21 protein-coding genes and 1 tRNA gene are annotated in these 23,937 nt (G+C 42.7%); 15 read left to right on the forward strand and 7 right to left on the reverse strand.

All coding sequences use genetic code 11. From position 1 onward, the window contains the following. The first annotated feature begins 173 nt into the window (after nt 1–173). Complete coding sequence (locus LC605_RS19800; protein ID WP_229549226.1) at nt 174–848, forward strand: Uma2 family endonuclease; 675 nt, start codon at nt 174–176, stop codon at nt 846–848. A 112-nt stretch (nt 849–960) separates the two neighbouring features. On the opposite strand, the gene LC605_RS19805 is transcribed toward LC605_RS19800, so the two are convergent. After that, a complete protein-coding gene (locus LC605_RS19805; protein ID WP_229549227.1) occupies nt 961–1,650 on the reverse strand; it encodes a Uma2 family endonuclease in 690 nt (229 codons plus the stop codon). Between the two features lie 669 nt (nt 1,651–2,319). Then, nucleotides 2,320–3,336 (reverse strand): ribose-phosphate pyrophosphokinase, encoded by a 1,017-nt coding sequence (locus tag LC605_RS19810; protein WP_229549228.1) that lies wholly within the window; start codon nt 3,334–3,336, stop codon nt 2,320–2,322. A gap of 1,036 nt (nt 3,337–4,372) precedes the next feature. Here LC605_RS19810 and LC605_RS19815 point away from each other — a divergent pair. The 4 genes from LC605_RS19815 to LC605_RS19830 all read left to right on the forward strand — a co-directional run bounded on the left by LC605_RS19815 (nt 4,373) and on the right by LC605_RS19830 (nt 10,369). Beyond that, nucleotides 4,373–6,136, forward strand: a complete 1,764-nt coding sequence (locus LC605_RS19815) for a serine/threonine-protein kinase (RefSeq protein WP_229549229.1) — start codon at nt 4,373–4,375, stop codon at nt 6,134–6,136. Nucleotides 6,137–6,264: 128 nt separating this feature from the next. Continuing rightward, nucleotides 6,265–6,960 carry a dethiobiotin synthase gene (gene bioD, locus LC605_RS19820; RefSeq protein ID WP_229549245.1) on the forward strand — a complete coding sequence of 232 codons (696 nt, stop codon included), beginning with the start codon at nt 6,265–6,267 and terminating at the stop codon, nt 6,958–6,960. A 364-nt stretch (nt 6,961–7,324) separates the two neighbouring features. Then, on the forward strand, nt 7,325–8,440 hold the full coding sequence (locus LC605_RS19825) for an FHA domain-containing protein (protein ID WP_229549230.1): 1,116 nt from the start codon (nt 7,325–7,327) through the stop codon (nt 8,438–8,440). A 693-nt stretch (nt 8,441–9,133) separates the two neighbouring features. Beyond that, nucleotides 9,134–10,369, forward strand: coding sequence for a M20 family metallopeptidase (locus LC605_RS19830; protein WP_229549231.1), 1,236 nt, complete (start codon nt 9,134–9,136; stop codon nt 10,367–10,369). A gap of 288 nt (nt 10,370–10,657) precedes the next feature. On the opposite strand, the gene LC605_RS19835 is transcribed toward LC605_RS19830, so the two are convergent. Next, entirely contained in the window at nt 10,658–11,440 is a 783-nt protein-coding gene (locus tag LC605_RS19835; protein ID WP_229549232.1) for a glucosamine-6-phosphate deaminase, read from the reverse strand. Between the two features lie 321 nt (nt 11,441–11,761). On the opposite strand from LC605_RS19835, the gene LC605_RS19840 reads away from it, so the two are divergent. Further along, a complete protein-coding gene (locus tag LC605_RS19840; protein ID WP_229549233.1) occupies nt 11,762–12,448 on the forward strand; it encodes an HAD family phosphatase in 687 nt (228 codons plus the stop codon). Between the two features lie 283 nt (nt 12,449–12,731). Here the strand turns inward: LC605_RS19840 and LC605_RS19845 are convergent, their stop codons facing one another. Then, nucleotides 12,732–13,358 carry a PadR family transcriptional regulator gene (locus LC605_RS19845; protein ID WP_229549234.1) on the reverse strand — a complete coding sequence of 209 codons (627 nt, stop codon included), beginning with the start codon at nt 13,356–13,358 and terminating at the stop codon, nt 12,732–12,734. Between the two features lie 1,008 nt (nt 13,359–14,366). On the opposite strand from LC605_RS19845, the gene leuC reads away from it, so the two are divergent. The 3 genes from leuC to LC605_RS19860 all read left to right on the forward strand — a co-directional run bounded on the left by leuC (nt 14,367) and on the right by LC605_RS19860 (nt 17,744). After that, nucleotides 14,367–15,770, forward strand: a complete 1,404-nt coding sequence (gene leuC / locus LC605_RS19850) for a 3-isopropylmalate dehydratase large subunit (RefSeq protein WP_229549235.1) — start codon at nt 14,367–14,369, stop codon at nt 15,768–15,770. A gap of 267 nt (nt 15,771–16,037) precedes the next feature. Next, entirely contained in the window at nt 16,038–16,646 is a 609-nt protein-coding gene (leuD, locus tag LC605_RS19855; protein WP_229549236.1) for a 3-isopropylmalate dehydratase small subunit, read from the forward strand. Between the two features lie 609 nt (nt 16,647–17,255). Next, complete coding sequence (locus tag LC605_RS19860) at nt 17,256–17,744, forward strand: DUF6174 domain-containing protein (RefSeq protein ID WP_229549237.1); 489 nt, start codon at nt 17,256–17,258, stop codon at nt 17,742–17,744. 179 nt (nt 17,745–17,923) lie between these two features. On the opposite strand, the gene LC605_RS19865 is transcribed toward LC605_RS19860, so the two are convergent. After that, nucleotides 17,924–17,996 (reverse strand) — tRNA-Val (locus LC605_RS19865). 185 nt (nt 17,997–18,181) lie between these two features. Here LC605_RS19865 and LC605_RS19870 point away from each other — a divergent pair. Both LC605_RS19870 and mazG read left to right on the forward strand, forming a co-directional pair. Continuing rightward, the gene (locus LC605_RS19870) at nt 18,182–18,802 is read left to right on the forward strand and encodes a metal-binding protein (RefSeq protein ID WP_229549238.1); all 621 of its coding nucleotides are present in this window, start codon (nt 18,182–18,184) and stop codon (nt 18,800–18,802) included. A gap of 3 nt (nt 18,803–18,805) precedes the next feature. Beyond that, nucleotides 18,806–19,633 (forward strand): nucleoside triphosphate pyrophosphohydrolase, encoded by an 828-nt coding sequence (mazG, locus tag LC605_RS19875; protein WP_229549239.1) that lies wholly within the window; start codon nt 18,806–18,808, stop codon nt 19,631–19,633. A gap of 45 nt (nt 19,634–19,678) precedes the next feature. Here the strand turns inward: mazG and LC605_RS19880 are convergent, their stop codons facing one another. Beyond that, nucleotides 19,679–20,317 carry a Uma2 family endonuclease gene (locus LC605_RS19880; protein ID WP_229549240.1) on the reverse strand — a complete coding sequence of 213 codons (639 nt, stop codon included), beginning with the start codon at nt 20,315–20,317 and terminating at the stop codon, nt 19,679–19,681. Nucleotides 20,318–20,725: 408 nt separating this feature from the next. Here LC605_RS19880 and LC605_RS19885 point away from each other — a divergent pair, with 408 nt between their 5' ends. Next, nucleotides 20,726–21,451 (forward strand): pyridoxine 5'-phosphate synthase, encoded by a 726-nt coding sequence (locus LC605_RS19885; RefSeq protein WP_229549241.1) that lies wholly within the window; start codon nt 20,726–20,728, stop codon nt 21,449–21,451. On the opposite strand, the gene LC605_RS33040 is transcribed toward LC605_RS19885, so the two are convergent. Further along, entirely contained in the window at nt 21,429–21,554 is a 126-nt protein-coding gene (locus LC605_RS33040; RefSeq protein WP_267868603.1) for a hypothetical protein, read from the reverse strand. The genes LC605_RS19885 and LC605_RS33040 overlap by 23 nt on opposite strands. 44 nt (nt 21,555–21,598) lie before the next feature. On the opposite strand from LC605_RS33040, the gene LC605_RS19890 reads away from it, so the two are divergent. The 3 genes from LC605_RS19890 (at nt 21,599) to LC605_RS19900 (ending at nt 23,759) form a co-directional block, all read left to right on the forward strand. Next, nucleotides 21,599–22,318, forward strand: coding sequence for a SnoaL-like polyketide cyclase (locus LC605_RS19890; RefSeq protein WP_229549242.1), 720 nt, complete (start codon nt 21,599–21,601; stop codon nt 22,316–22,318). A gap of 65 nt (nt 22,319–22,383) precedes the next feature. After that, nucleotides 22,384–22,713 (forward strand): MgPME-cyclase complex family protein, encoded by a 330-nt coding sequence (locus LC605_RS19895; protein WP_229549243.1) that lies wholly within the window; start codon nt 22,384–22,386, stop codon nt 22,711–22,713. Between the two features lie 419 nt (nt 22,714–23,132). Further along, nucleotides 23,133–23,759, forward strand: coding sequence for a hypothetical protein (locus LC605_RS19900; protein ID WP_229549244.1), 627 nt, complete (start codon nt 23,133–23,135; stop codon nt 23,757–23,759). Nucleotides 23,760–23,937: the final 178 nt, after the last annotated feature.

The raw sequence follows: 23,937 nt of genomic DNA on the forward strand, positions 1-23,937 counted from the left end.
GTGGAACGGTAGTTTTAGTTTTTGAATTTTATGGATAACCTGTAGAGTGGAAAAAGTATTTGCTAAAAAGCCAGGGTTTTTGCCGCATAAAGAAAACCGAGTTCTTAATTTTGGATAAAGTCGAGCTGAGATAATATAATCATGCACTCATTCTCTTAATCAGGTGGCTAATTATGACTAGCCTCTTACCCAGTTCTCAATCAACAGAAGTTTTTTATCCAAGCTCGGATGGTGAACCTTTGGCAGAAAGTTATGTTCATTTATGTGCTTTACTGGCAACTTTAGAAGCATTAAGGCAATATTTGCTGGGTCGGCAAGCAACGGTTTTAAGTAACCAGTTTCTCTATTATGCTCAGGGTTTTCCGAGGTTACGCGTAGCTCCTGATGTAATGGTGATTTTTAATGTCGCTCCTGGAGGTCGGGATAATTACAAAATATGGGAAGAGGGACAAGTACCTGTAGTAATATTTGAAATGACCTCGGAGGGCACCAAAAACCAGGACACGGGTTTCAAGAAGACGCTGTATCAGCAGTTAGGGGTACTGGAATACTGGTTATTTGATCCGAAGGGAGAGTGGATTAAGGAGCAATTGCAAGGCTATCGACTGCGAGGCGAGGTGTATGAGCCAATTACAGATAGTCGATGTGAACCTTTACAGCTGCGTTTGCAAATAGAGGGTCAACTGATTGGTTTTTATCGAGAAGACACTGGGGAAAAGTTGCTGATTCCAGAAGAGTTGGCAGAAGCGTTGAAACAGGAGAGATTGGCGAGGGAACAAGCAGAGTCGCAGGTGGAAAGGTTGAAGGAACAATTACGATCGCTAGGCGTTGACCCTGATACTATTTAGCCACAGAGAAAGCGATCGCCTTTGGCAGGTGCTTCCCATCATCGTAGAGTACATTACCTACCTCAACCTGACTGCGATCGCTAAAATAAATAATTTCCGCGTGAGTCGAAGACTATTTTCCCATATTCTCACTCAACTTTTGCATAAATTCTTGATGTTCCGTGGCAGCTAAACCTACTTGTAACACAGATAACAGCGTTGTCATTTCTCCTGAGAGCAAGGCAGATACCGCCAACCACAACCCCGGAAACACCTGAGAGCGAATAATTCCCTGCTCATCCATTGGTAGGGAAACATACTCATCTGCTTGCAGCCTAAACCAATCCAACTGATTATCTAATGTTCGCCAGACAATATACTCTTGTACTCCATTCCGGCGATAAGTGCGTTTTTTATCATGTAAATCGATGGCTGCACTGCTTGCTGCTACTTCTATCACCAGTTCGGGTGCGCCTTGGATATAATCATCTTCACTAATAAATGCCTGTCTGCCCGGAATGAATAGTACCGCGTCAGGCTGTGGTTCATTATCCGGATCTAAACGCACTGTGGGTTCAATTCCCAAAACAACCCCAGGCGTTGCAGTTTTATAATTCCACAACCACCCGATCAAGTCGCCATGTGGTTCCCCATGACTTTTAATTCTCAGTGGCGATGCCATGATATACACAACTCCTTCAACCAGTTCAGCTTTTCTTAAATGGGGCATTGCCTGATAGCGACGCTCAAATTCGGAGCGAGATAAGCGATCGCCATTTTCCAAAGGTAAAACTGAAATCACTTTTTTAGGAGTTGCAACCATCCCTTTGTCCTCTTTACCCAAATTGTCCAAACTGAATCAAAGTATTCTCATTTGGCAGTTCTATATCCATTTTACATAGAGCAGTTTGCAAGTAAATGAGGTACAAAATGCAGGAGTTAAAATAATTCGTAATTCGTAATTCGTAATTAAGTTTTGTGACGGGGACTTAAACCCCCAAAGTTCGTTAAAATCAGAGCTAAACAGTTTCTACCTCCAGCATAGCTGCCTCTAAACCCGTAGCTTTGTACTTCATTAGGGCTTACGCAAGTGTCACAAAAAATAAAAGCTTTTAGTTTGTAGTGAGGCATTGGTGTCAACTTAAGCCTGGGCGAATGGAATTCGCGGCTACACAAACTTTCGTCCGCCTGCGCGGACTAAGAGAAAATTAATATTTTTAACCCGCGCAGGCGGGTTTCGTCTGTGTAGACGCGGTTTCTAACCGCCCTTTTAACGTTAAGTTGACACCTATGGTAGTGAGGGCTACCCTACCGGAACGCTCCGCGAACAGCCCTGATGAAAGAGGACTAAAGTCCTCACTACAAACCCAAAATAATATGCCAGTTGCATAAGTCCTATTCATGTAAAAGAAACCTGCTCTAACTAAAAACCCACACTGTACCCAATTAAGGCGTCAATGTGGGTAATTTATTTCTGTAACGTGAATCACAGTTAGCGGAACATACTACTAACGGAAGTATCTTCATGAATCCGCCAGATAGTTTCTCCTAAGAGATTAGCTACTGACAGCACCACTAGTTGGGGAAAACGATTGGTTTCTGGTATGGGAATGGTATTTGTAACAATAACTTCCTCAAACAACCCACTGGATAACCGCTCCATTGCAGGTGGAGAGAACACTGCATGAGTTGCACAGGCGTATACCTGACGCGCTCCTTCTTCACGCAGTAATCGCGCCCCTTCAGCGATCGTGCCTCCAGTGTCGATCATGTCATCCACCAACACTGCTGTTTTTCCTTTAACATCGCCGATGACATTTAACACTTCTGCAACATTATGTGCCTGACGACGTTTGTCAATAATCGCCAGTGGAGCATCATTCAGTTTTTTCGCAAATGCTCTAGCTCGTGCTACACCACCAACATCAGGGGAAACAACTACCAGGTCGGGCAGTTGTTTGCTTGCGAGATAATCCAGCAATACTGGCGAACCGTAAACATGGTCAAAGGGTATATCGAAATAGCCTTGAATCTGAGCCGAGTGTAAATCCATTGCTAGAACGCGGTTAGCACCTGCTTCGGTAATCAAATTAGCAACCAGCTTGGCAGTTATTGACTCTCGTCCTGCTGTTTTGCGATCGGCACGGGCATAGCCATAGTAAGGAATTACTGCCGTCACTTGTCGCGCAGAAGCTCGACGACAGGCGTCAACCATAATCAATAATTCCATCAAATGATCGTTGACGGGTTGACAGCATGGCTGGATTAAATAGACATCACAACCCCGAATTGATTCTTGGATTTGAACGTAAAGTTCTCCATCCGCAAATCTTTTACGAATCATTGGCCCCAAGTCCATACCCACATAACGAGCGACTTCTTGAGACAGTTGTACATTGGCAGAACCAGAAAACAGCCGCAGGCGATGATTATCGGTCAGTCCTGTTGCAGATGGTTGCACTTTGAAAGTTGCAGAACTGAGCACAGCAGATCCTCTATGTGCATTCATAGCAATATTATCATTAGAGATTTAATAGATTTAACCGAGAAATCGCCTAAAAAAACATCTGTGAGTTTTATTAAAGCTTCCATACAAAATTTAAACATTTTCCGATAAAATTATCATTCGCTAACTGTCTAATTTTCTTCGCAAGCAAACTATTGATAGCTTAATGGACATCAAGTCCGTCCACTAGGTCTATAACTCAAATTTTGTGGGTTGAGGTAAATAACCCCAATCTCTCAAAGATTGGTGTGCTAAATTGCTTCTTAGTAATTACCTCATTTATAACTGCTAGTAAAGCATTTACAACTTAAGTAATATTGAAGTTTGTCCTTAGAGAAGAGAACATTTGGAACTAAGTGTTTAGGGTGTATCCTATTATATTCTATGATACTAGCAATAAATAAATAAACTGGTAGATTTAATTTTAAGTTTTAATTCAGACAATAAAATTCCAGAATAGCGGTAAGTCGGCGCAATTAAAAATAACTGGCGAGGTCTGTCATTTGTCCCAAGTCCAATTTTCATTGGTAAGAATTTTAAGCATATTTACGTTTCGTAATATAGGTTGGTTTACTTCCAACGACTTAGTTAGTGCAATCAGGTAGAAGCAGGACTTACGCAAAAATTCCTAAAAAGCTTAATTTATCGAACTGTCTTCTCTTCTTAGGCTGACGCCAACGCGCAGCGTAAGAAGAGAAGAGCGCCGAGAATTCCAGGACTTACGCAAAATAATCAAAAAACGAACCGCAAACGCGAGTGCGTCTCCCTCTGGGAGAAGGACGCAAACGCGAGTGCGTCTCGTAAGAGTTGGTCACAAAGCAATAAGAGTTTCAGAGAGTTATTGCGTAAGTCCTAAATTCGTAGAGTGTGCGTAAGTCCTAAGAACCTGAAATCCTTATCCTGTCTTAGTGAAAACCTAATTTCTGGAGATATCTATTAGGTAAGGTAGAATATCGCTGCACGTAACTGTGTCGCCTCTTGGACTTAATCTTTGTGGGTGACTTCCTCCTCAGTTACTACTACACTCAATTAATCGATCATGCAACCACCGATTACAGTTGGCACTGTCTTGCAAAACCGTTATCGCATAATTCAAGTTCTCGGACAAGGAGGATTTGGTAGAACCTATCTGGCTGAAGACCAGAGGCGCTTTAACGAACTTTGCGCGATCAAGGAGTTGATTTCAACAGCAAGGTCAGCTTTGGCTTGGGAGAAGGCACAAGAGCTTTTTCACCGAGAGGCTGCCGTTTTATATCAAATCGAACACCCACAAGTGCCTAAGTTCCGGGAAAGATTTGAGCAAGATCAACGCTTATTTTTGGTGGAAGATTACGTTGCAGGTCAGACGTACCGAACTCTGCTGGCTGAACGTCAAGCTGTTGGTCAAACTTTCACGGAGGCTGAAGTATTGCAGTTGATGCACTCTTTGTTGCCTGTTTTAGAGCATATTCACAGTCGAGGGATTATTCACCGAGATATCTCGCCAGAAAATATTATTTTGCGAGATAGTGACGCTAAACCTGTGTTAATTGACTTTGGGGTGGTAAAGGAACTGGCAACACGTTTACGATCGCCAGAGAGTGCAATGCCAGAAACCACTGTGGGAAAATTAGGCTACTCTCCTAGTGAACAAATGCAAACAGGAGGAGCTTATCCTAGCAGTGACTTGTATGCATTAGCAGTGACAGCAGTAGTTTTGCTCACTGGTAAAGAACCAAGGGATCTATTTGACGAAAACCAACTAACTTGGAATTGGCAAAGGTGGGTAAGAGTGAATCCGCGATTTACCCTGGTTTTGAATCGAATGTTGAATCATATACCAAGCGATCGCTACCAAAGTGCTGCTAGTGTATCTCAAGCACTACAACCTTCACAGCAGCCTAGTCTTCCTCCCCTGAATCCATCAAACTTGCAAACAATGGCTGTTGGTCGCCGTCCTGATTTTGTACCACCAGCGCCTTCGCCCAACAAACAACCCGATCCTGTGATTCCACCAAGTCCCACTAGCTCGGTCTTGGATAATCCTTTAGCGATCGCAGCAATTGGTAGCGCTGTAGTGATCATAGCGGGATTCGGTTCTTGGGCGCTGGTAAGTTCCATCCGCAGTCAGTCGAAAACACCAAATAAGACGGTTCCACAAAATTTCCCTTCACCAGTAATTTCTGGTGGTACTACATTCACATCAACACCCACACCCACCAACGAGCAACCTGTTATATCTACTAAGCGCCTCAATTTGGCAGCAAATAACACAGCTACCGTTAAGGATACTCTCAAAACAAATCAAATAATCCGGTACACTTTTTTTGGGCAGCAAGGTGACAAGTTAACTACATTTATTGAGTCAGGAAGCAGCGTTTTACTAACAGTTCTAAGTCCCAATCAACAACCTATTGATATTAATCCCCAGCAAGTAACATTGTATGAAGGCACATTGCTGGTTACTGGTACATATATTATTGAGTTAACTTTGGTTTCAGGAGTTGCCGAAAGCAATTACAATCTCAATGTTGCATTAGAAAAACCAGTCAAACCAACACCTACACAAACACCCACCCCACTTCCCACAGAAACACCCACCCCACTTCCCACAGAGACACCCACCCCACTTCCCACAGAGACACCCATCCCACTTCCCACAGAAACACCCATCCCACTTCCCACAGAAACACCCACCCCACTTCCCACAGAAACACCCACCCCACTTCCCACAGAAACACCCATCCCACTTCCTACGAGCGGTGAAACGCAAACTTTTCCGCCTGATAATGGAACACAACCATTTTCTGGCCAAAGAAATTAAGTACGTTGGTGCGAAAAAAATCAAGTATGTTACGAAACGTAAATAATCTTAAAACCCTTACTAATGAAAAATGACGAATGACAAATGACAGCCTTAGCCAGTTGACTTTAATTGCGCCGACCTACTTAATGTTAAATACACTACTGATTACTGGAACTGATACCGAAGCTGGTAAAACTGTTTTAACCACAGCATTAGCAGCCTATTGGCAAAAATATTACCCGCAGCGTAGCTGGGGAATCATGAAACCGATTCAATCGGGAATTGGCGATCGCGAGTGGTATCAAAAGCTATTTGCGCTAGAACAATCTGCTGAAGAAATTACACCCTTGTACTTTCAAGCACCTCTGGCTCCTCCGATTGCAGCAGCACGGGAAAATCGCCAAGTCGATTTAGCAGTAGTATGGCAGGCTTTGTCTAAATTGCGATCGCATCGTGATTTTGTCCTTGTAGAAGCCTTGGGAGGGTTAGGTTCGCCAGTCACAGAGGAATTAACGGTAGCTGATTTGGCGGGAGAATGGCGATTACCAACGGTATTGGTAGTACCAGTGAGATTGGGGGCGATCGCTCAAGCAGTGGCAAATGTAGCATTAGCTAGACAATCGCGCATCAATCTCAAAGGCATTGTGCTGAACTGCGTACAACCCCGAACGGATGCAGAAATAGCCGACTGGACACCACATCAATTGATTCAATCACTCACGAACACGCCAGTTTTAGGCTGCTTACCTTATTTAGATAGCCTGACTGATTTAGATAAACTTGCTCAAATAGCATCAGATTTAGATTGGGAAACACTAAATATTTCAGAACGATTAAACTAACTAAGTAGAGCGACGCAAATAAAGCTAACTGGCTAAGGCTGTCATTTGTCATTTGTTCTTAGTCATTTATAAGGGTTTCAGGTGTATTTACGTTTCGTAATATAGTTTGATTTATTGTTGCCGACTTACTTAAGTACATTGGTGCGAAAAAAGCCAAAGATGTTACGAAACGTAAATAAGCTTAAAACCCTTACTAATGACAAATGACCAATGACAAATGACCAATGACAAATGACAGCCTTAGCCAGTTAACTTTAATTGCGCCAACCTACTTAAAAGAAAATTGCTGATTTTTACGTAGCTACATCCGAAATCATCAGGTATAGAGTTGTAGTCAATTGTGAAAATTTATAGGGTTAAAACAATGACAACACTCATTTCACAATCGGAACTCACTCTTCAATGGGAAGATGCAGGCGAATTAAAAACTCATCAAGTTAGTGGAACTGTCAGCATCGGTCGCGATCCGAAGTGTGATCTAGTTCTGCAAGATGATACTGTATCAACTCTCCACGTCGAAATCTTTTTCAATCAACTGCAAAATCGCTTTTTTATTAGGAATTTGCGAGGACTACAAAATCTTCCCACCGTGGATGAAGTACTACTGTATCCCGACAAAGAATTTTCTTTATACAAGGGCAGCGTTATCTGTTTAGGAAAACAGATACTCAAAGTTACTGATATTTCCATATCTGGAGTTAGCAACGTTGACGCAACTAATTTAAAGTTCTCACCTAAACCAGATAAAGAAAAAAAATCCAGTAAAGATATAAGTAACAACAATAAATTGTGGAAAGACGCAACAGTAGTAGTAACAATTATCACTTCAATATTTACTCTTGGTGGAGTTATTCTTAGTCAGAATACAGAAAAACAAAAGATAGCATTTGAAGACAGAAAGACACATTTGCAGATTAATGCCGAACAAGAGAAATTAAAGTTTCAAGTACAAGCTGATAAAGAAAAAATGATGCGGGAGATCCTGTCTAAGAAACAAGCAGATGCTGAAGAAAGATATTATAAACATAAGGCTGAAATTTCAACCTCGCAAAAAGAAAATACAAATCTAAGTAGTAATAAAATTACACTGAAAAATAATTGCGATAAACCTATTAGAGTCGCCGCTAATTTCACTGCTTTAAATGATATAGAGCAAACTAGAGGTTGGAATGTAATTTCTCCAGGCGGAACTATAACCCCTAGTTATTTTGCTGAAAGTGAAACGATATTTTTATATGCCGAGGCTACAGAAGACAAAGATCACAAGTATGAATGGAAAGGAGAAAATTACCGTGAGAAGTACACCATAGATAAAAATTTTGATTATATTGCTGATGATATTACTATTCTGTTATCAGAAAAAAAGGAACGAGAATCAAATAAATTTGCTCTGAAGAAGTTTTATGGAGTTAACCTTGATTTCAAGAGAATTACAATTAAAACATTTACTTGCGATGGAGGTAGTTTACAGTTAAGCTAGAGGCATTGAGTTTGTTTAATTAGTTCTCGAGAAGAATCAGATTTGAGTTGTGAAAAAATCACCGTATTGTCAGGTAAGAAGCAATTAATATTTTCCTATTGCCCACCTGAATAAATCAATTCATAAATCAAATAAGAGTCCTCTATTCTGCTCATAACTTCAAGCTACTGCGTAATCTTAGAGAGCATTTATAAAGTAAGCCTTAAATTGTAGGGTGCGTTACGCGCTGCTTTAACGCACCTGTAAATATGGTGCGTTACGGCTAAATTGGACTTTCTCAAATCCTCAAGTTCCTACACAGCCGTAACACACCCTACTTAATATTTAGTTTATCAATAGGCTCTTATATCTCAATACGGTTCACAAAAGGGCTGAAACTCTTTTTTTTACGAACCACAGAGGCGCAGAGAACACAGAGAGAAGAGAGAAGAGAGAAGGAGGAAATGCTTAAATGAACTGTATTGTCTTATATCTCTCTCGAAAATCTGGTCGATCACCAAGTTTTGATAGGTTCGTAGTAAGCACTTCATTTTCTCAAAAAATCAGGGACTAAAGTCCTTACTACAGACAAAAAATGTATATCATCAAAATTAATGGAATAGGCCACTAAGTAGTTACCGAAGATTCGTCCAACTCACGTTAAACTGAGAAAATAATCTCAGTTAGCTGTACTTAAACTAGTTTGTCTTCATAATGGTTTCCACCTTTCCCGATCCCTCTTCTGTTGACCTATCTCGCATCCGACTTGCGATCCGTTCATTGCAACCCCAATTAGTAGAGTGGCGGCGGCGATTGCATCAACAACCAGAGTTAGGTTTTCAAGAAAAACTGACGGCTGAGTTTGTATCAAAAAAGCTGCAAGAATGGGAAATTGAGCATCAAACTGGAATTGCCCACACTGGCATTGTTGCCACCATAAAAGGCAAAGGGCAAGATTCAAAAACAATCCAAAATCCAAAAGTTTTAGCGATTCGGGCCGATATGGATGCTTTGCCCATTCAAGAACTCAACGAAGTGCCGTACAAATCGCAGCATGATGGAGTGATGCACGCTTGTGGACATGATGGACATACAGCGATCGCTCTAGGTACAGCTTACTATCTCCAACAGCATCGCCAAGACTTCTCCGGTACGGTGAAAATTATCTTCCAGCCAGCCGAAGAATCACCAGGAGGCGCAAAGCCGATGATTGAAGCTGGAGTCCTGAAAAATCCTGATGTTAACGCGATTATTGGTTTGCACTTGTGGAATAATTTGCCCTTGGGAACAGTGGGTGTGCGTGCTGGGGCGTTGATGGCAGCTGTGGAATGTTTTAACTGCACAATTTTGGGCAAAGGTGGACATGGCGCACTACCCCATCAAACTGTGGATTCCGTTGTCGTTGCTGCTCAAATCGTAAATGCCCTACAAACCATTGTCGCTCGGAATGTTAATCCCATTGATTCAGCAGTGGTGACAGTGGGCGAACTTCATGCTGGAACCAAGCGGAATGTGATTGCTGATACAGCCAGAATGAATGCTACTGTCAGGTATTTTAATCCTAGTTTGAAAGGCTTTTTCAAAGGGCGTGTCGAGCAGATTATTGCCGGAATTTGTCAAAGTCATGGGGCAAATTATAACTTAGAATATTGGTCACTTTATCCACCAGTAATTAATGATGTGAAGATGGCAGAATTGGTGCGATTTGTAGCAGAAGAAGTGGTAGAAACCCCAATGGGTGTTGTGCCAGAATGCCAAACTATGGCTGCTGAAGATATGTCATTTTTCTTGGAAGAAGTTCCTGGTTGCTATTTCTTTTTAGGTTCTGCGAATCAAGGGAAAGACTTAGCATATCCCCATCATCATCCCCGGTTTGACTTTGACGAAACTGCCTTGGGAATGGGTGTGGAAATATTTATTAGATGTGTGGAAAAATACTTTCAACTCTAAGAGGATGTTTGAAAAGTCCTATTGTAGGTATCAAAACGTTCCAGATCCCCCTTAAAAAGCAATACGCTTGGGTTAAGCATTTTTTCTCTTCTCTCTGTTTCCTCTGCGCCTCTGCGGTTCGTTAAAAAAGTTGACTTTGACAAAGAGTTTTAGCCTTAACTGAACCGTATTGCCTTAATAAGGGGGGTTAGGGGGGATCTAAAAGTGCCGAAAATCACAGCCAACCACTTTTAAAACATCCTCTAATTGCAAGCTCCAAAACGCTTGACTATCGATTTTGAAAATCAATCAACCACAGAAATCTACAAAATGAGCAGATTGGACATCCAAAAATAACGTCGCTTGGGATTGTTGACGGAGAATAGAAGCCGGACAATCTGTGCTTACAGATCCTTGCAACATCTCTTTTACCACATTAGCTTTACGTTTTTCAGGAGCAAGACAGATAATTTTTTTAGCTGAACAAATTGTTGGGATGGTGATAGTAAAAGCATATTGTGGGACAGTTTCTAGATTCGGAAAGTGACCTGTGCTTACTTGTTGCTGACGGTTCACTGTATCCAGTTTCACCAGTTTCACGCTGTAAGGATCTTGAAAATTTGCTACTGCTGGATCGTTAAAAGCCAAATGTCCATTTTCGCCAACACCAAGACAGCATAAGTCAATTGGTTGTGCTTGCAGCAGTTTAGTGTAGCGATCGCACTCTGCTACTGGTTGCAATGTATCACCTTCTATATAGTGAAATTCTTTAGGAACAACTCGCTTCTCTACACGTTCTCGCATATAGCGCCGGAAACTGGCAGAATGGTCAGCAGTAATTCCCAAATATTCATCTAGATGGAACAGAATAATCCGTGACCAATCTACACCACCCAATGCAATCAAAGCATCAAGAAATTTCAGTTGGGAGTTACCTGTTGCTAACAAGACTGCGGCTGTATCCTGTTGCTTGAGAACTTGCTGTAAATGCTTTTGCACGATTTCGGCAACGTCCTGAGCCATTTCGACTTCAGAGTTGTAAATCTGCACTAGTAAGTCATCAACGCGAAAAAAGTTTGTAGCGGCTGGCATTTGCTTACACAGAAGGGATCAATTATTTGGCAGTTAAGTAGGTTGGCGCAATTAAAGTTAACTGGCTAAGGCTGTCATTTGTCCTTTGTCATTGCTCATTAGTAAAGGTTTTAAGCTTATTTACGTTTCGTAACATACTTGACTTTTTTCGCACCAACGTACTTACTTGAGAGGCTCTATCTGTCTGCATTTAGATGCCCTATCCAGTATAGATTTTCGGATTTAGCAGAATAATTCGCGACTTTTTACCCTGTATTAACCAAGAAACAATGTAAACTATTTAAATTAAGTTAACAATTATTTACATTTTACCAACAAATCATGCTAGCTGCTATTCTTTTTGACTTAGACGGCACTATTGTCAACACCGACCCCATACACTACCGAGCTTGGCAGGAAATGCTGTTGAATTTTAGCGTAGAAATTGATGAAACATTTTATAAATCGCGAATTAGTGGGCGGCTAAATCCAGAAATTGTCAAAGACATTCTGCCACAATTATCAGCAACACAAGGGGAAAAATTTGCAGAGGAAAAAGAGGCGCTTTTCCGTAAACTCGCCCCGAATCTCAAACCCCTGAATGGATTTTCTGAACTACTAGCCTGGACAGATACACATCAGTTAAAACGTGCATTAGTAACTAATGCCCCTAGATTAAACGCAGAATTTATGCTAGAGGTTTTGGGAATAAAAGAAGCTTTCCATACAGTTGTTTTAGCGGATGATTGTATAGCAGGTAAACCCGACCCTGCACCGTACCAAGTTGCCTTAAACAAGTTGGGGATTACAGCAAAGGAAGCGATCGCTTTAGAAGATTCTCCCTCTGGAATTCGTTCTGCGGTGGGCGCAGATATCCGCACTATTGGTATAGCGTCAACCCACGAACCGCAAGTTTTGCGGGATGTCGGCGCATTTATGGCAATCCCAGATTTTACTGATTTGCAGTTGTGGACATTGCTGAACTCACTCATCGAGCCAGATTTAAGTGCGATCGCTTCTAACTTGTAAGGGCAAAATCTGAGAACATCGAAAGTAGAGACGCTAATTAGGTTGGCGCAATTAAAGCTAACTGGCTAAGGCTGTCATTTGTCCTTTGTCATTGGTCATTAGTAAAGATTTTAGGGCTATTTACGTTTCGTAACATACTTGGATTTTTTCGCGCCAACTTACTTAATTTGCTTAGGACTTACGCACACCCTACGAATTCTCGGCGCTCTTGGCGTCTTGGCGGTTCGATAAATTAAGCTTTTTAGGAATTTTTGCGTAAGTCCTGTTGCTGACCGGTCTCTACTTATTTTTGGGCAAGAATTGCGTAAATTTCCCGTTTAACTTGCTCTAAAAGCTCACGCACCTGATTTATTCGTTCCATATTGCCACTACGAGCAACCTGCACCACAACAGCAGCTAACTCTGTTGCGGCATTCCGCAGCTCAATAAACTCTTGAGGCTTACCTGTGACAAAAGTTTTGAAGCTATCCCAAGGAGAGTCTGGAGTGTCTTGTTGGGTACGTTCTGCTAATAATTGTCTACCCTCATCCGTAATCGTATAAATCCGCTTACCACCTTCCTGTGCGCTCTTGAGATAACCACCTTCCTCCAGCAATTGCAGTGTTGGATACACTGAACCAGGACTGAGGCGACGGAAACCACCATAGCGAGTTTCCATCTCTTTAATTAGGTCGTAACCATGACTAGGATGCTCGGATAATAATTCCAGCAGGATGAACTTGATGTCACCCCGACGAGTCCGATATTCATCTCCCCAACCACGACCAAACATTTCATTGCCAAAGTGTTTCTCATGATGTCTACCATGATGCTTGCCATGCCCAAACCAAGACTTGACAAGCAAAAAATCATCTTCGCTAACTCCTGCCCATACAGGTGCCCGAAAGTGTGACTGAAAGTGTCTAAACATAAATGAATCTCAAATCAACTTTCTCTAATATACGATATATCATCATATATCGCGATATATCGGAATAAAATTTTAAGAAGATTCACTCTATTGCAAAGCTGTAAGTAATATTAACTGCTCTGCAAAAACCCAGACTTTTTTTGATACTATTTAAGACTGGACTCTTTAACGGTACGCAAAGTCCCCACCCTCAATGTACTCATACTCTTGGAGATGAATAGCTCTTATTGAGGATTGCATCTGGAATTGATTTAAAACATAAGTAAAAACTTTTTTCCAGATGTATGACGAATCCCCATGTGCTAAAGCGTCTCCCCAAGGGATGCGGATTTTCTGGTAGGATATTGAAGTCTTGACCATCAATGCCATAAGCGAAAACCAAGCTAATAGGTATATGTTGCAAGAAGAAAATTTGGGTCTTGGGAACCAGGACTTCTGCCCTTGGAGGGAATGTCAGACTTTCTAGTACTACGAAGTCCTTGAGGCTTTTCCCGATGAATTGGGAAGCCCCGTCCGTCTTAGGTTGGGGTAGTTCACATACTGAATTGGCCTGTCAGGAACCTCAGCCTAAAGGCATGAGGCTTGAAAGAGAAATCCTTCATGCCATTCTGACCAGCCTAAGCCAAAACTTGGCTACGTTTTTTGAGTCACGACACCTAGGAATGCGTTCGCGTAAGCGTGTCGCAAGACAAGCTAGTTCCTTGCTCTGTCGCTAGTGGTTAAACAAGTCTTAAGGTCACTGAGACAGTGCTGCTAGCCTAACAAGCTCTTAAAACATTGGCGTTCGCGCAGCGTCTCCCCTTGGGAGAAGCTAACTTAACCCCGAAAGGGAGGCTACGTAAGTAGCAAAACCGTTATGCGTACAGGGTTGTAAGGTTTGAATCGGTAACTGTCCCGTTGAAAGTGCAATACAAAAGTACCCCGAATTAAACAACCCCAAGGCGGTAATGGTGCCCAAATCCAATATAAAGCCGTCCTAGAAGGACGGGGTTTCTACCCATATTTCTGATGAGCAAAGGTACCCTGTTTGATAAAGTTTGGGACTTACACACCGTTGGTACACTTCCCTCAGGGCTGACGCAACTATTTATTGGGCTTCACCTAATTCATGAAGTCACCAGTCCCCAGGCTTTTGCGATGTTACGTGAGAGGGGTCTAAAAGTACTGTTTCCAGAGCGGACTGTTGCCACAGTCGATCATATTGTCCCTACACAAAATCAGGCGCGTCCCTTTGCCGATAGCTTGGCAGAGGAAATGATTCAGGCGCTGGAAAATAATTGTCAAGAAAATAACATAACTTTTTACAATATCGGTTCTGGTAGTCAGGGTATTGTTCACGTCATCGCTCCCGAACTTGGGCTGACCCAGCCCGGAATGACGATCGCTTGTGGAGATAGCCACACTTCCAGTCATGGGGCATTTGGTGCGATCGCATTTGGTATCGGTACTAGTCAAGTCCGGGATGTTCTAGCTTCCCAAACTCTCGCCCTCTCGAAGTTGAAAGTCCGCAAAATTGAAGTGAACGGCACTCTCAACCCCGGAGTTTACGCCAAAGATGTCATTTTGCATATCATCCGCAGACTCGGCGTTAAAGGTGGTGTGGGCTATGGCTACGAATTTGCAGGTACGACATTTGAGCAAATGAACATGGAAGAGAGGATGACTGTCTGCAATATGGCGATCGAAGGCGGTGCTAGATGCGGCTACGTCAATCCTGATCAAGTCACCTACGACTACCTCAAAGGCAGAGATTTCGCTCCCAAAGGTGCAGATTGGGAGCAAGCAGTGGCTTGGTGGGAATCCATCAAGAGTGATGCTGATGCGCAATACGATGATGCAGTGGTATTCGATGCGGCAGAAATTTCTCCTACGGTTACATGGGGGATTACTCCCGGTCAAGGTATTGGTGTCAACCAGTCAGTACCTCAGCCGGAAGAACTGCTAGAAGAAGACCGATTTATTGCCGAAGAAGCTTACCGCTACATGGATTTATATCCTGGTCAACCGATTAAGGGCACCAAAATAGATGTCTGCTTTATTGGTAGTTGCACCAACGGCAGAATTACTGATTTGCGAGAAGCGGCGAAAATCGCCAAAGGTCGTCACGTTGCAGAGGGAATCAAAGCCTTCGTTGTCCCAGGTTCCGAAAGGGTGAAGCAAGAGGCGGAAGCTGAAGGACTGGATAAAATCTTTCAGGAAGCCGGATTTGAGTGGCGTGAACCAGGATGTTCTATGTGCCTAGCCATGAACCCCGATCAGCTCCAAGGAACACAAATCAGCGCCTCCTCCTCTAACCGCAACTTTAAAGGAAGACAAGGTTCCTCCTCCGGTCGGACATTATTAATGAGTCCAGCGATGGTTGCCACTGCTGCCATTAAAGGCGAAGTCTCTGATGTGCGCGAGTTGCTGTAACCCCACCTCGTGACAGAGAAAACTCTCTTAAGTAAGTCGGCGTGAATAAATCAAAGTACATTAAGTAATGTAAAAAATTTAGAATTAGTTCGTAGTAAGGGCTTCAGCCCTAAAACCAGGACTAAAGTCCTCTCTACAAGACGCACTCGCGTTCACTACAAACCTTGAGTTATTCACGCCGCTCTACTTAAACTTTCTTTCTTTTCTTTGCGTCCTTCTCCCAGGGGGAGACACTAACGCGAATGCGGTTCGTTTCTTATAAAACTTATGGTGAGTGAAGTTAAAACAGTTTCAGGGCGCGGTATACCCTTAGTGGGCAATGATATAGATACTGATCGGATCATTCCCGCCCGATATTTGAAAGCCGTTACCTTTGACGGGTTAGGTGAAGGCGCATTTATCGATGACCGGAAAGCACTCAAAGGTGAACATCCCTTTGACCAACCGCAATACCAAGGTGCGAAGGTTTTAATAGTCAATAGAAATTTTGGCTGTGGTTCATCACGAGAACACGCACCCCAAGCGATCGCTAAATGGGGAATCCAAGCTTTAATCGGTGAAAGTTTTGCAGAAATCTTTTTTGGTAACTGTGTGGCAATGGGCATACCTTGCGTGACAGGCGATGCTGTTACTGTTAAACAACTACAAGAGTTAGTCGCTGCTAATCCCCAAGCCGCCGTGACAGTAAATCTGGAAACTTTACAAGTGCAAATTGGTGATTACACCGCCCCAGTTGCGATCGGTGAAGGTACTAGAAGCACATTCATTTCTGGAACTTGGGACGCTTGCGGTCAGTTAGTAGCTAACGCTGATCGAGTTCGCACAACGGCGGCAAAATTACCCTATGTGGGTTGGGGAAATTTAGCCGCGAGTTAGGATTTCCTCTTTCCCTGGCTCTGCCGGGGATATATGGGCAGGGCTATTTCATTCTAGACATAAACCGCCAGGAACTGAAGTTCCTGGCTCATAGCTAAAGTCCGTTAAAACGGACTATAACCCAATACGGTTCACAAAAGGGCTAAAACTCTCTTTTTTAGGAACCACAGAGGCGCAGAGAACACAGAGAGAAGAGAAGGAGGAAATGCTTAACCCAAGTGTATTGGACTATAATCTTTTCTCAGTCGTCTTGAGACGACTTTCGCTATTAGACTCAGAATTCATTCTGAGGCGGGCTAGGTGAGAATGAAATAGTCCTGGATATATGAGACCTCTTGCATAAATCAAACAATTTGAACCCCAAAGAGCCAAAGCTACGCTTTGTCTCCCTGCCCCTAATGCCCAGAGGGGGCCCCGAGTTCCCCGCTCTTCGGGAGGGGTTGGGGGTGGGGTGTTAGGGACTTTTGCAAGAAGTCTATGGGTATTCTTAAAAGATAGAGATTCAGTTATCCACGAATCAATTTTTATCAAAAAATAAAGTTTATTTAAACAACCAAAGGAATTTATGTATTATAATACTTCAATTGTTTCAAAAGTCAACTGATTAATATGCGCTTACCGATCATCATCAGTGCAGCAGTATTGCTATCTCTAGGTGTAAACCTACCAGCGATGTCTCAAACTCCCTTAGAGACTGCACAACATAAAGCGAATAATAACTTGAATTTAAGACGATTAAATTTTAATCGCGGTTTGTGGGATAAGGCGAATATTTCTAACTATCGCTATACATTTAGCAACAGCTGCTTTTGTATAGGAGAAGCTAGAGGCCCAGTAGTCATTGAAGTACGTAATGGTCAAACAACTTCAATCACTTTAGATGGTAAACCAGCTAATCCGCAATACTTTGAAAAATACAAAACAATTCCCAAGCTTTTTAATGTAATTCAAGATGCAATCAATCGTAAGGCATACAGCCTGAATGTACAATATAATTCTAAATTCGGCTATCCAACCCAAATTAATATCGATTACAACAGTCAAATAGCTGATGAAGAAATCTATCTAACAATCGAGAATTTTCAGAAAATTAAATAGATATAGCGATCAGATCCCTTCCCAAATTTCCTCGGCTGGTGTTGCTTCTACCTCCGCCCGGAAGGATTCATCCCGATCGCTTGTTTTTCACCAGACCTCACAAGATCCCATTGCTCTAATTCACAAAACCGTTTTACTCAAATATGCCAAAAGCCGTTGAAACAACGGCTTTTTGATGATGGGCAGTACCAGACTCGAACTGATGACATCCTGCTTGTAAGGCAGGCGCTCTACCAACTGAGCTAACCGCCCTTTTATGCAATCTTTATCTAAGATAGCAAAAGATTTAGCATTGCGCTAGTAGTTTTAAGAAAATCTTTTTTTCTCTTATACTGACTCAGTGAGAACTCTGATCGGCAAAAGCCACCAATCAGAAGTTCGGTGATTCAGTTACTCAGCACGGGCTAAACGCCCCGCTATCGCTAACAGGATTTAGGATGCCCTCTGGTCGGACGCACGATCGTATTACTATGTATACTCTGCCGTTGGTGGCGGGCATTACTTTGTGGCAAACTCGCAGTAGCAATGCGACTTTGTTGGTTGCAGGCGGGTTTCTATTTGGCGGGCTGATGTTTGGCCCCGATTTGGATATCTACTCTGTGCAATTTCAACGTTGGGGTTTCTTGCGCTGGATTTGGCTACCTTATCAAAAAAGTCTCCGCCATCGTTCTTTTTTATCTCACGGGCCGATTATCGGCACGATCCTACGGGTACTTTATTTGGCGTGTTTGCTTGCTATTTTGGCAATTTTCGTGTTGACGATCGCCCAAAAGCTATGGAATCGGAGTTTTAGTTGGCAAGATTTGGCTGGAATTGTGGGGCGATCGCTCCTGCAATATGATACTGAATATATCGCCTTCTTTTTAGGCTTGGAACTCGGCGCGATGAGTCATTCTCTCAGTGATTGGGGCGGTTCGGCATATAAGCGCGTGCAAAAACAGGGCATTGGTGGGTTGCTTGCTAGTGGCAAAATTAAGAAACGGAAAGTGACGAAGAATGGTACTCGTCGAGCTACAGTTACCAGAAAGAGCAACGGCAGAACGACAAAGGACAAATGACAAATGACAAATGACAAAATTGATACTTTGGCGGCGTTGCAGGAGTTAATTGAGGTGGTGGCGAGATTGCGATCGCCTGATGGTGGTTGTCCTTGGGATTTAGCTCAAACTGCCGAAACCCTAACGCCTTATGTGATTGAAGAAGCTTATGAGGTGGTGGATGCCATTAAGAGTGGGGATAAAGGTGCGATCGCAGAAGAGTTAGGCGATTTATTATTACAAGTGGTACTACAAGCCCAAATCGCTAGTGAATCTGGGCAATTTTCTCTCAAAGAAATAACTCAGGGAATTTCCCAAAAGTTGATTCGCCGTCATCCCCATGTCTTTGGTGACGTGACAGTTGCGAGTGTGGATGAGGTGCGGCAAAATTGGGAACAAATCAAAGCAAAGGAAAAAGGCGAATCATCCCCAGACGCGCCAAAACTTAGTGCTAAACTCGCTCGTTATGGGCGCACTCTTCCTCCACTGACGGCGGCAATGAAGATTTCTCAAAAAGCTGCGGCCACCGGGTTTGAATGGGAAAATATTCAGGGCGTTTGGGAGAAGTTTCATGAGGAGTTGGGGGAGTTTCAACAGGCTTTGGCTGAGGAAACAACTGCACGACAACAAGCAGAATTAGGCGATTTACTATTTGCAGTTATTCAGCTAGCCCGTTGGCATAATCTTGACCCCAGCGCCGCTTTGCAAGGCACAAATCAGCGATTTGTCCAGCGATTAGAAAAAATGGAGGCAGTTGTTGACCGTCCCCTTTCTGATTACAGTTTGGATCAGTTAGAAACTCTCTGGCAACAGGCAAAAGCTCAACTTGTGAAAGAAGGGAGTGGGGAGTAGGGCATGGGGCATGGGGAATAGTTATTCTTTTTGTCCCCTTGCCCCTCATAAATTATTCTTCACCCAATCTCTAAAATTACGCATAGCTTGACTTCTCCCAATTGTTAAACACTGTTGAACATATTCATTAACTAACTCAATAATTGGAATATCAGGAAAATTAGGGCTAGATTCAGATTTTATGTATTTCCCTTCTTGTAGCAATAAAATTTCTAACCCTTGTTGTGTATGTCGCCAAAGTTCAGGAACTCCCAAAACTTCATAATTTTCAAATCGAGTCCGAGAAGTAATATCAATTTCGATTGCTAAATCTGGTGGTGGGTCTATATTTAAATCTATGCGATTTTTCCCAATGATAGCAGCTTGATTTTGAATATAAAAACTGGTATCTGGTTCTACTGCTTGCCGCATTCGTTCATTTTTAAGTGTTGTGGAACCAAAAGGCTCAAAATCAATTTGGAGTTGGTCTAATAAAATTCTGACTAATTCACCAATATATTCTTTATCTTTTTCGTGTTCTGGTAGGGGAACCATAATTTCTAACCAACCATCACTATAAGAAATACGTGCAGCACGCTTTTCTCCCATTTCTTCTAAAATATCTTCTAACTGCTGCCAACTAATATCTTTAAGTAACATTTGTTGACCAGATTTGACAATAATTTGTTGCAGGTTTAAAAGCATATCACCTCAGAGAATTTATGTAGTAATAATTGTAGTAACTATGTATAACTAAGTTAAGCTAATTCAACTTCAAACGTTCTAAAGAAGTCGGAGATATGAGGATTATGTTTATTTCTACGCATCGACTTAGCAGATTGAATTTACAAATCAACTTTTTTAACGTGTCGCCCAAGTCCCCACCTTCAATGTACTCATCTCTGTGGGGATTGTGAGCATTTCGACAAGCTCAGTGACCACGGGGGATAAGGATTGCATCTGGAATTGTCTCTTCTCCCATTACGGAATTTACATCGATCGCACCGCTCTTCGACCACAATTTGACCAGCGATCGCTTTAGAAATCATGCAAAACTCCCACTATTTCCGGTAAAATCAAATTCTGAGGACTGTGGATTTGGGAGAAATTTGGGTGCCTACACTTGGCGTTAACATTGACCACATCGCCACCATCCGGCAAGCACGGCGGACGGTAGAACCAGACCCCGTAGCGGCGGCGGTGCTGGCAGAATTAGCGGGTGCAGATGGAATTACAGTACATCTGCGCGAAGATCGGCGGCATATCCAAGACAGGGATGTGCGGATATTGCGGCAAACAGTGCGATCGCATCTGAACTTAGAAATGGCCGCTACAAATGAAATGCTGGCGATCGCTCTCGATATCAAACCAGATTACGTGACTTTAGTCCCCGAAAAGCGTGAAGAAGTCACAACAGAAGGCGGACTAGATATTGTCGGGCAAATTGCTAGAATAGGTGAGATCGTCGATAAATTGCAAAGCGCTAACATTCCAGTTAGTTTATTTATTGATGCCGAACCAGCACAAATCGAAGCATCTGTCAAGCTACAGGCGCAGTTTATTGAATTGCACACCGGACAGTACGCTGAGGCGAAAGATGAGACAAATCGTCAGCAAGAATTAGCCATATTAGCTAAAGGGTGTGAACAAGCCATTCAAGCCGGATTGCGAGTCAACGCTGGTCATGGACTCACCTACTGGAACGTCTATGGAGTGGCTACGCTTCCAGGCATGGAAGAACTGAACATTGGTCATACCATCATCAGTCGGGCAGCATTAGTTGGTATAGAAAGGGCAGTCCGCGAGATGAAGCAAGCTATAAGAGGGAATAGGGAATAAGGAATAGGGCATTGCTTTCTCCCCCATCTCCCCCATCTCCCCCATCTCCCCCATCTCCCCCATCTCCCCCATCTCCCCCATCTCCCCCACAGAGGGTTGTCACTGCGAAATCTAGAAATTGGGATCAAATCTTCAGCAAAAACTTCTATGAGCGCAACACAATCTAATAACCTGCCACTTTGGGTACAGGATAGAGATAAAGTGATAGCAGAAAGCGCTGATGTCGAGTGGCGCTATCAGACACCGCCTGATTACTCTCGTTCAAAAGAGAATCTCGCTAAAGAAAGTATCTACAATCACCTTGAAGGTACATTAGAAGCGATCGTGCAAAACTTAGTGCGAACTTTCGAGATGGAGGTATCCTTCAAAGCTAACCCACAACAGTGGTTGTCTATTGTTAATGAAAACTTTCGGGTAAGTACCAATGGCGGAGTAGAGTACACCGCAGCAGATTTATCAGCCCAAGGTACTTACAATTTATTTATGGCTGATTCAGAACACTACAAGGCTTCAGAAGAAAGCTTTGAATCATCCGCAAAAGTCTTCCACACAACATTTCCCCAAGGATTTCCTTGGGAAGTAATGGAAGTTTTCTCAGGGCCACCGAATGTCACATTCAAATGGCGGCATTGGGGACATTTTAACGGAGAATACAAAGGTCATGCACCTACTGGAGAGACAGTAGAAATTATCGGCATGAGCATTGCAAAAGTTACCGATGACTTGAAGGTTATTTCCTTAGAACACTACTTTGACAATAATCTGTTCTTGGAAAAGCTAACATCTAATGGCAAACAGACGAATACTCAAAACCAGAAAAGTGCTTGTCCGTTTAGTTCTTGGTTCAAGAAATCCCACAAAAGTTAGTTTGTAAGGGTACAGTGCTGCACTCTGTACCCTTAAATTATTCACATAGCAACCACAGGATGAAAATGCAAACATACTATTACGTTTTGGCTAGTCAACGTTTTCTTCTTGAAGAAGAACCGATACACGAAGTTATCAAAGAACGTACCCGTCATTACCACGAACAAGAAAAACAAATAGATTTTTGGTTGATTAAGCAACCAGCTTTCTTGGAAGCACCGCAGTTTACAGAGCTAAAGGCGAAATGTCCTCAACCAACTGTGGCGATTATTTCTACTAATCCCCAATTTATTACCTGGTTAAAACTGCGTTTAGAGTATGTGATCACAGGAGAATTCCAGGCTCCTTCTGAGGCAATACCAGATGCTTTGGCATCGCTTGCTACTGTATCTTAGTACAGATGTAGCATAAAATCGTGGTGAATTGAGGGTTGAAATTTAAACGCATAGGCGCCTCGCCTTCCCGCAGGGTAGGGGCGCAAAGGGAAGCGCAAAGGAACGCAAAGAGAATTCGCTACGAATTAATGAAATGTTGTACTTAGAAATGCCTAATTGGGCATTGGGTTATTCTCCTTGCACCCCTCTCCCATTCAGTGGTCTTTTTATGTCTGTTTTTAATTGCGCGGACACTGAGTAGACGTACAATGCAATGCCTTCACTTGATGGAGCGATTGAACTTCTGCTAGTGCTATATTATTTTGGGGGAACAAAATATTTTTTTATAAAATCTTCTAAGACACCTTAATTTACATAATCTAACTTTTGTGCATAGATTTCAAACTTTACCAAGTGTTTTAGGATTAGCGATATCTACGATGAGCTTCGCTTACGCAGGGTTAATTGGTGGCATAAGTTCTGTCTTTGCCCAACAAGCCATTCCCCTTTGTCAACCACCAAATGCGGGTGAGTATCTTTTATTAGTAGTCAGTCCCACAGCAAATAATCAAAAGCAGTTGCGTAGTGCCTTACCACCTGAACTTAAAACCATCACCTGCAAATATCTCAACGAAACTGTGACGCGAGTAGGGGGCTTTAACAAAATTGACGATGCCAATCGTTGGGCGAGATATGTCAGTAATATTGTTGGTTTGTCTGCCATAATTACCACTAGACCAACAACTCCAGATGTTCAGGCACAGCCACGGCGACAGCCACAGCCACCTCAGCAGACAGTCAGCTATAATCCTCAAGCCTTGGGAGAGGGTTATGCAGTGCTGGTAGATTATTACAACCGTCCAGAACTAGTAAATAGTGTGCAGCAAACTGTGGGAGGTAACGTCGGTTTTGTTTCTTATGGACAACGCCCTTACTTGCTGGCAGTTTACACCACGAACCAAAGTGAAGCGTACAACACATTGCAGAAGCTTAACAATGGCGGTTTCGTTGCCAGCATAGTAGATAGTCGTAAGGTGATTTTGCTGCGCTCAACTGTGCGGTTGTAGTCATTGGTCATTGGTCATTGGTCATTGGTCATTAATCATTAGCGCTCTTCTATCCTACATTCCGCACCCTCAACTGTCACAATCGGTTTTTACTGGTTTTTAGACATAAACAAAGCTACTGAATATACATAAAACCAGTAAAATAACTTAAATATGAAGATGCACGAGCATAATCTGC

The sequence above is a fragment of the Nostoc sp. CHAB 5836 genome, from assembly GCF_020829445.1.
Taxonomy (GTDB): domain Bacteria; phylum Cyanobacteriota; class Cyanobacteriia; order Cyanobacteriales; family Nostocaceae; genus Nostoc.

Bases quoted from the DNA above. Each gene is read 5' to 3' on its own strand.
- LC605_RS19800 (WP_229549226.1), top strand. From the start codon at position 174: ATGACTAGCCTCTTACCCAGTTCTCAATCAACAGAAGTTTTTTATCCA.
- LC605_RS19805 (WP_229549227.1), bottom strand. From the start codon at position 1,650: ATGGTTGCAACTCCTAAAAAAGTGATTTCAGTTTTACCTTTGGAAAAT.
- LC605_RS19810 (WP_229549228.1), bottom strand. From the start codon at position 3,336: ATGAATGCACATAGAGGATCTGCTGTGCTCAGTTCTGCAACTTTCAAA.
- LC605_RS19815 (WP_229549229.1), top strand. From the start codon at position 4,373: ATGCAACCACCGATTACAGTTGGCACTGTCTTGCAAAACCGTTATCGC.
- bioD (WP_229549245.1), top strand. From the start codon at position 6,265: ATGTTAAATACACTACTGATTACTGGAACTGATACCGAAGCTGGTAAA.
- LC605_RS19825 (WP_229549230.1), top strand. From the start codon at position 7,325: ATGACAACACTCATTTCACAATCGGAACTCACTCTTCAATGGGAAGAT.
- LC605_RS19830 (WP_229549231.1), top strand. From the start codon at position 9,134: ATGGTTTCCACCTTTCCCGATCCCTCTTCTGTTGACCTATCTCGCATC.
- LC605_RS19835 (WP_229549232.1), bottom strand. From the start codon at position 11,440: ATGCCAGCCGCTACAAACTTTTTTCGCGTTGATGACTTACTAGTGCAG.
- LC605_RS19840 (WP_229549233.1), top strand. From the start codon at position 11,762: ATGCTAGCTGCTATTCTTTTTGACTTAGACGGCACTATTGTCAACACC.
- LC605_RS19845 (WP_229549234.1), bottom strand. From the start codon at position 13,358: ATGTTTAGACACTTTCAGTCACACTTTCGGGCACCTGTATGGGCAGGA.
- leuC (WP_229549235.1), top strand. From the start codon at position 14,367: ATGAGCAAAGGTACCCTGTTTGATAAAGTTTGGGACTTACACACCGTT.
- leuD (WP_229549236.1), top strand. From the start codon at position 16,038: ATGGTGAGTGAAGTTAAAACAGTTTCAGGGCGCGGTATACCCTTAGTG.
- LC605_RS19860 (WP_229549237.1), top strand. From the start codon at position 17,256: ATGCGCTTACCGATCATCATCAGTGCAGCAGTATTGCTATCTCTAGGT.
- LC605_RS19870 (WP_229549238.1), top strand. From the start codon at position 18,182: ATGCCCTCTGGTCGGACGCACGATCGTATTACTATGTATACTCTGCCG.
- mazG (WP_229549239.1), top strand. From the start codon at position 18,806: ATGACAAATGACAAAATTGATACTTTGGCGGCGTTGCAGGAGTTAATT.
- LC605_RS19880 (WP_229549240.1), bottom strand. From the start codon at position 20,317: ATGCTTTTAAACCTGCAACAAATTATTGTCAAATCTGGTCAACAAATG.
- LC605_RS19890 (WP_229549242.1), top strand. From the start codon at position 21,599: ATGAGCGCAACACAATCTAATAACCTGCCACTTTGGGTACAGGATAGA.
- LC605_RS19895 (WP_229549243.1), top strand. From the start codon at position 22,384: ATGCAAACATACTATTACGTTTTGGCTAGTCAACGTTTTCTTCTTGAA.
- LC605_RS19900 (WP_229549244.1), top strand. From the start codon at position 23,133: ATGAGCTTCGCTTACGCAGGGTTAATTGGTGGCATAAGTTCTGTCTTT.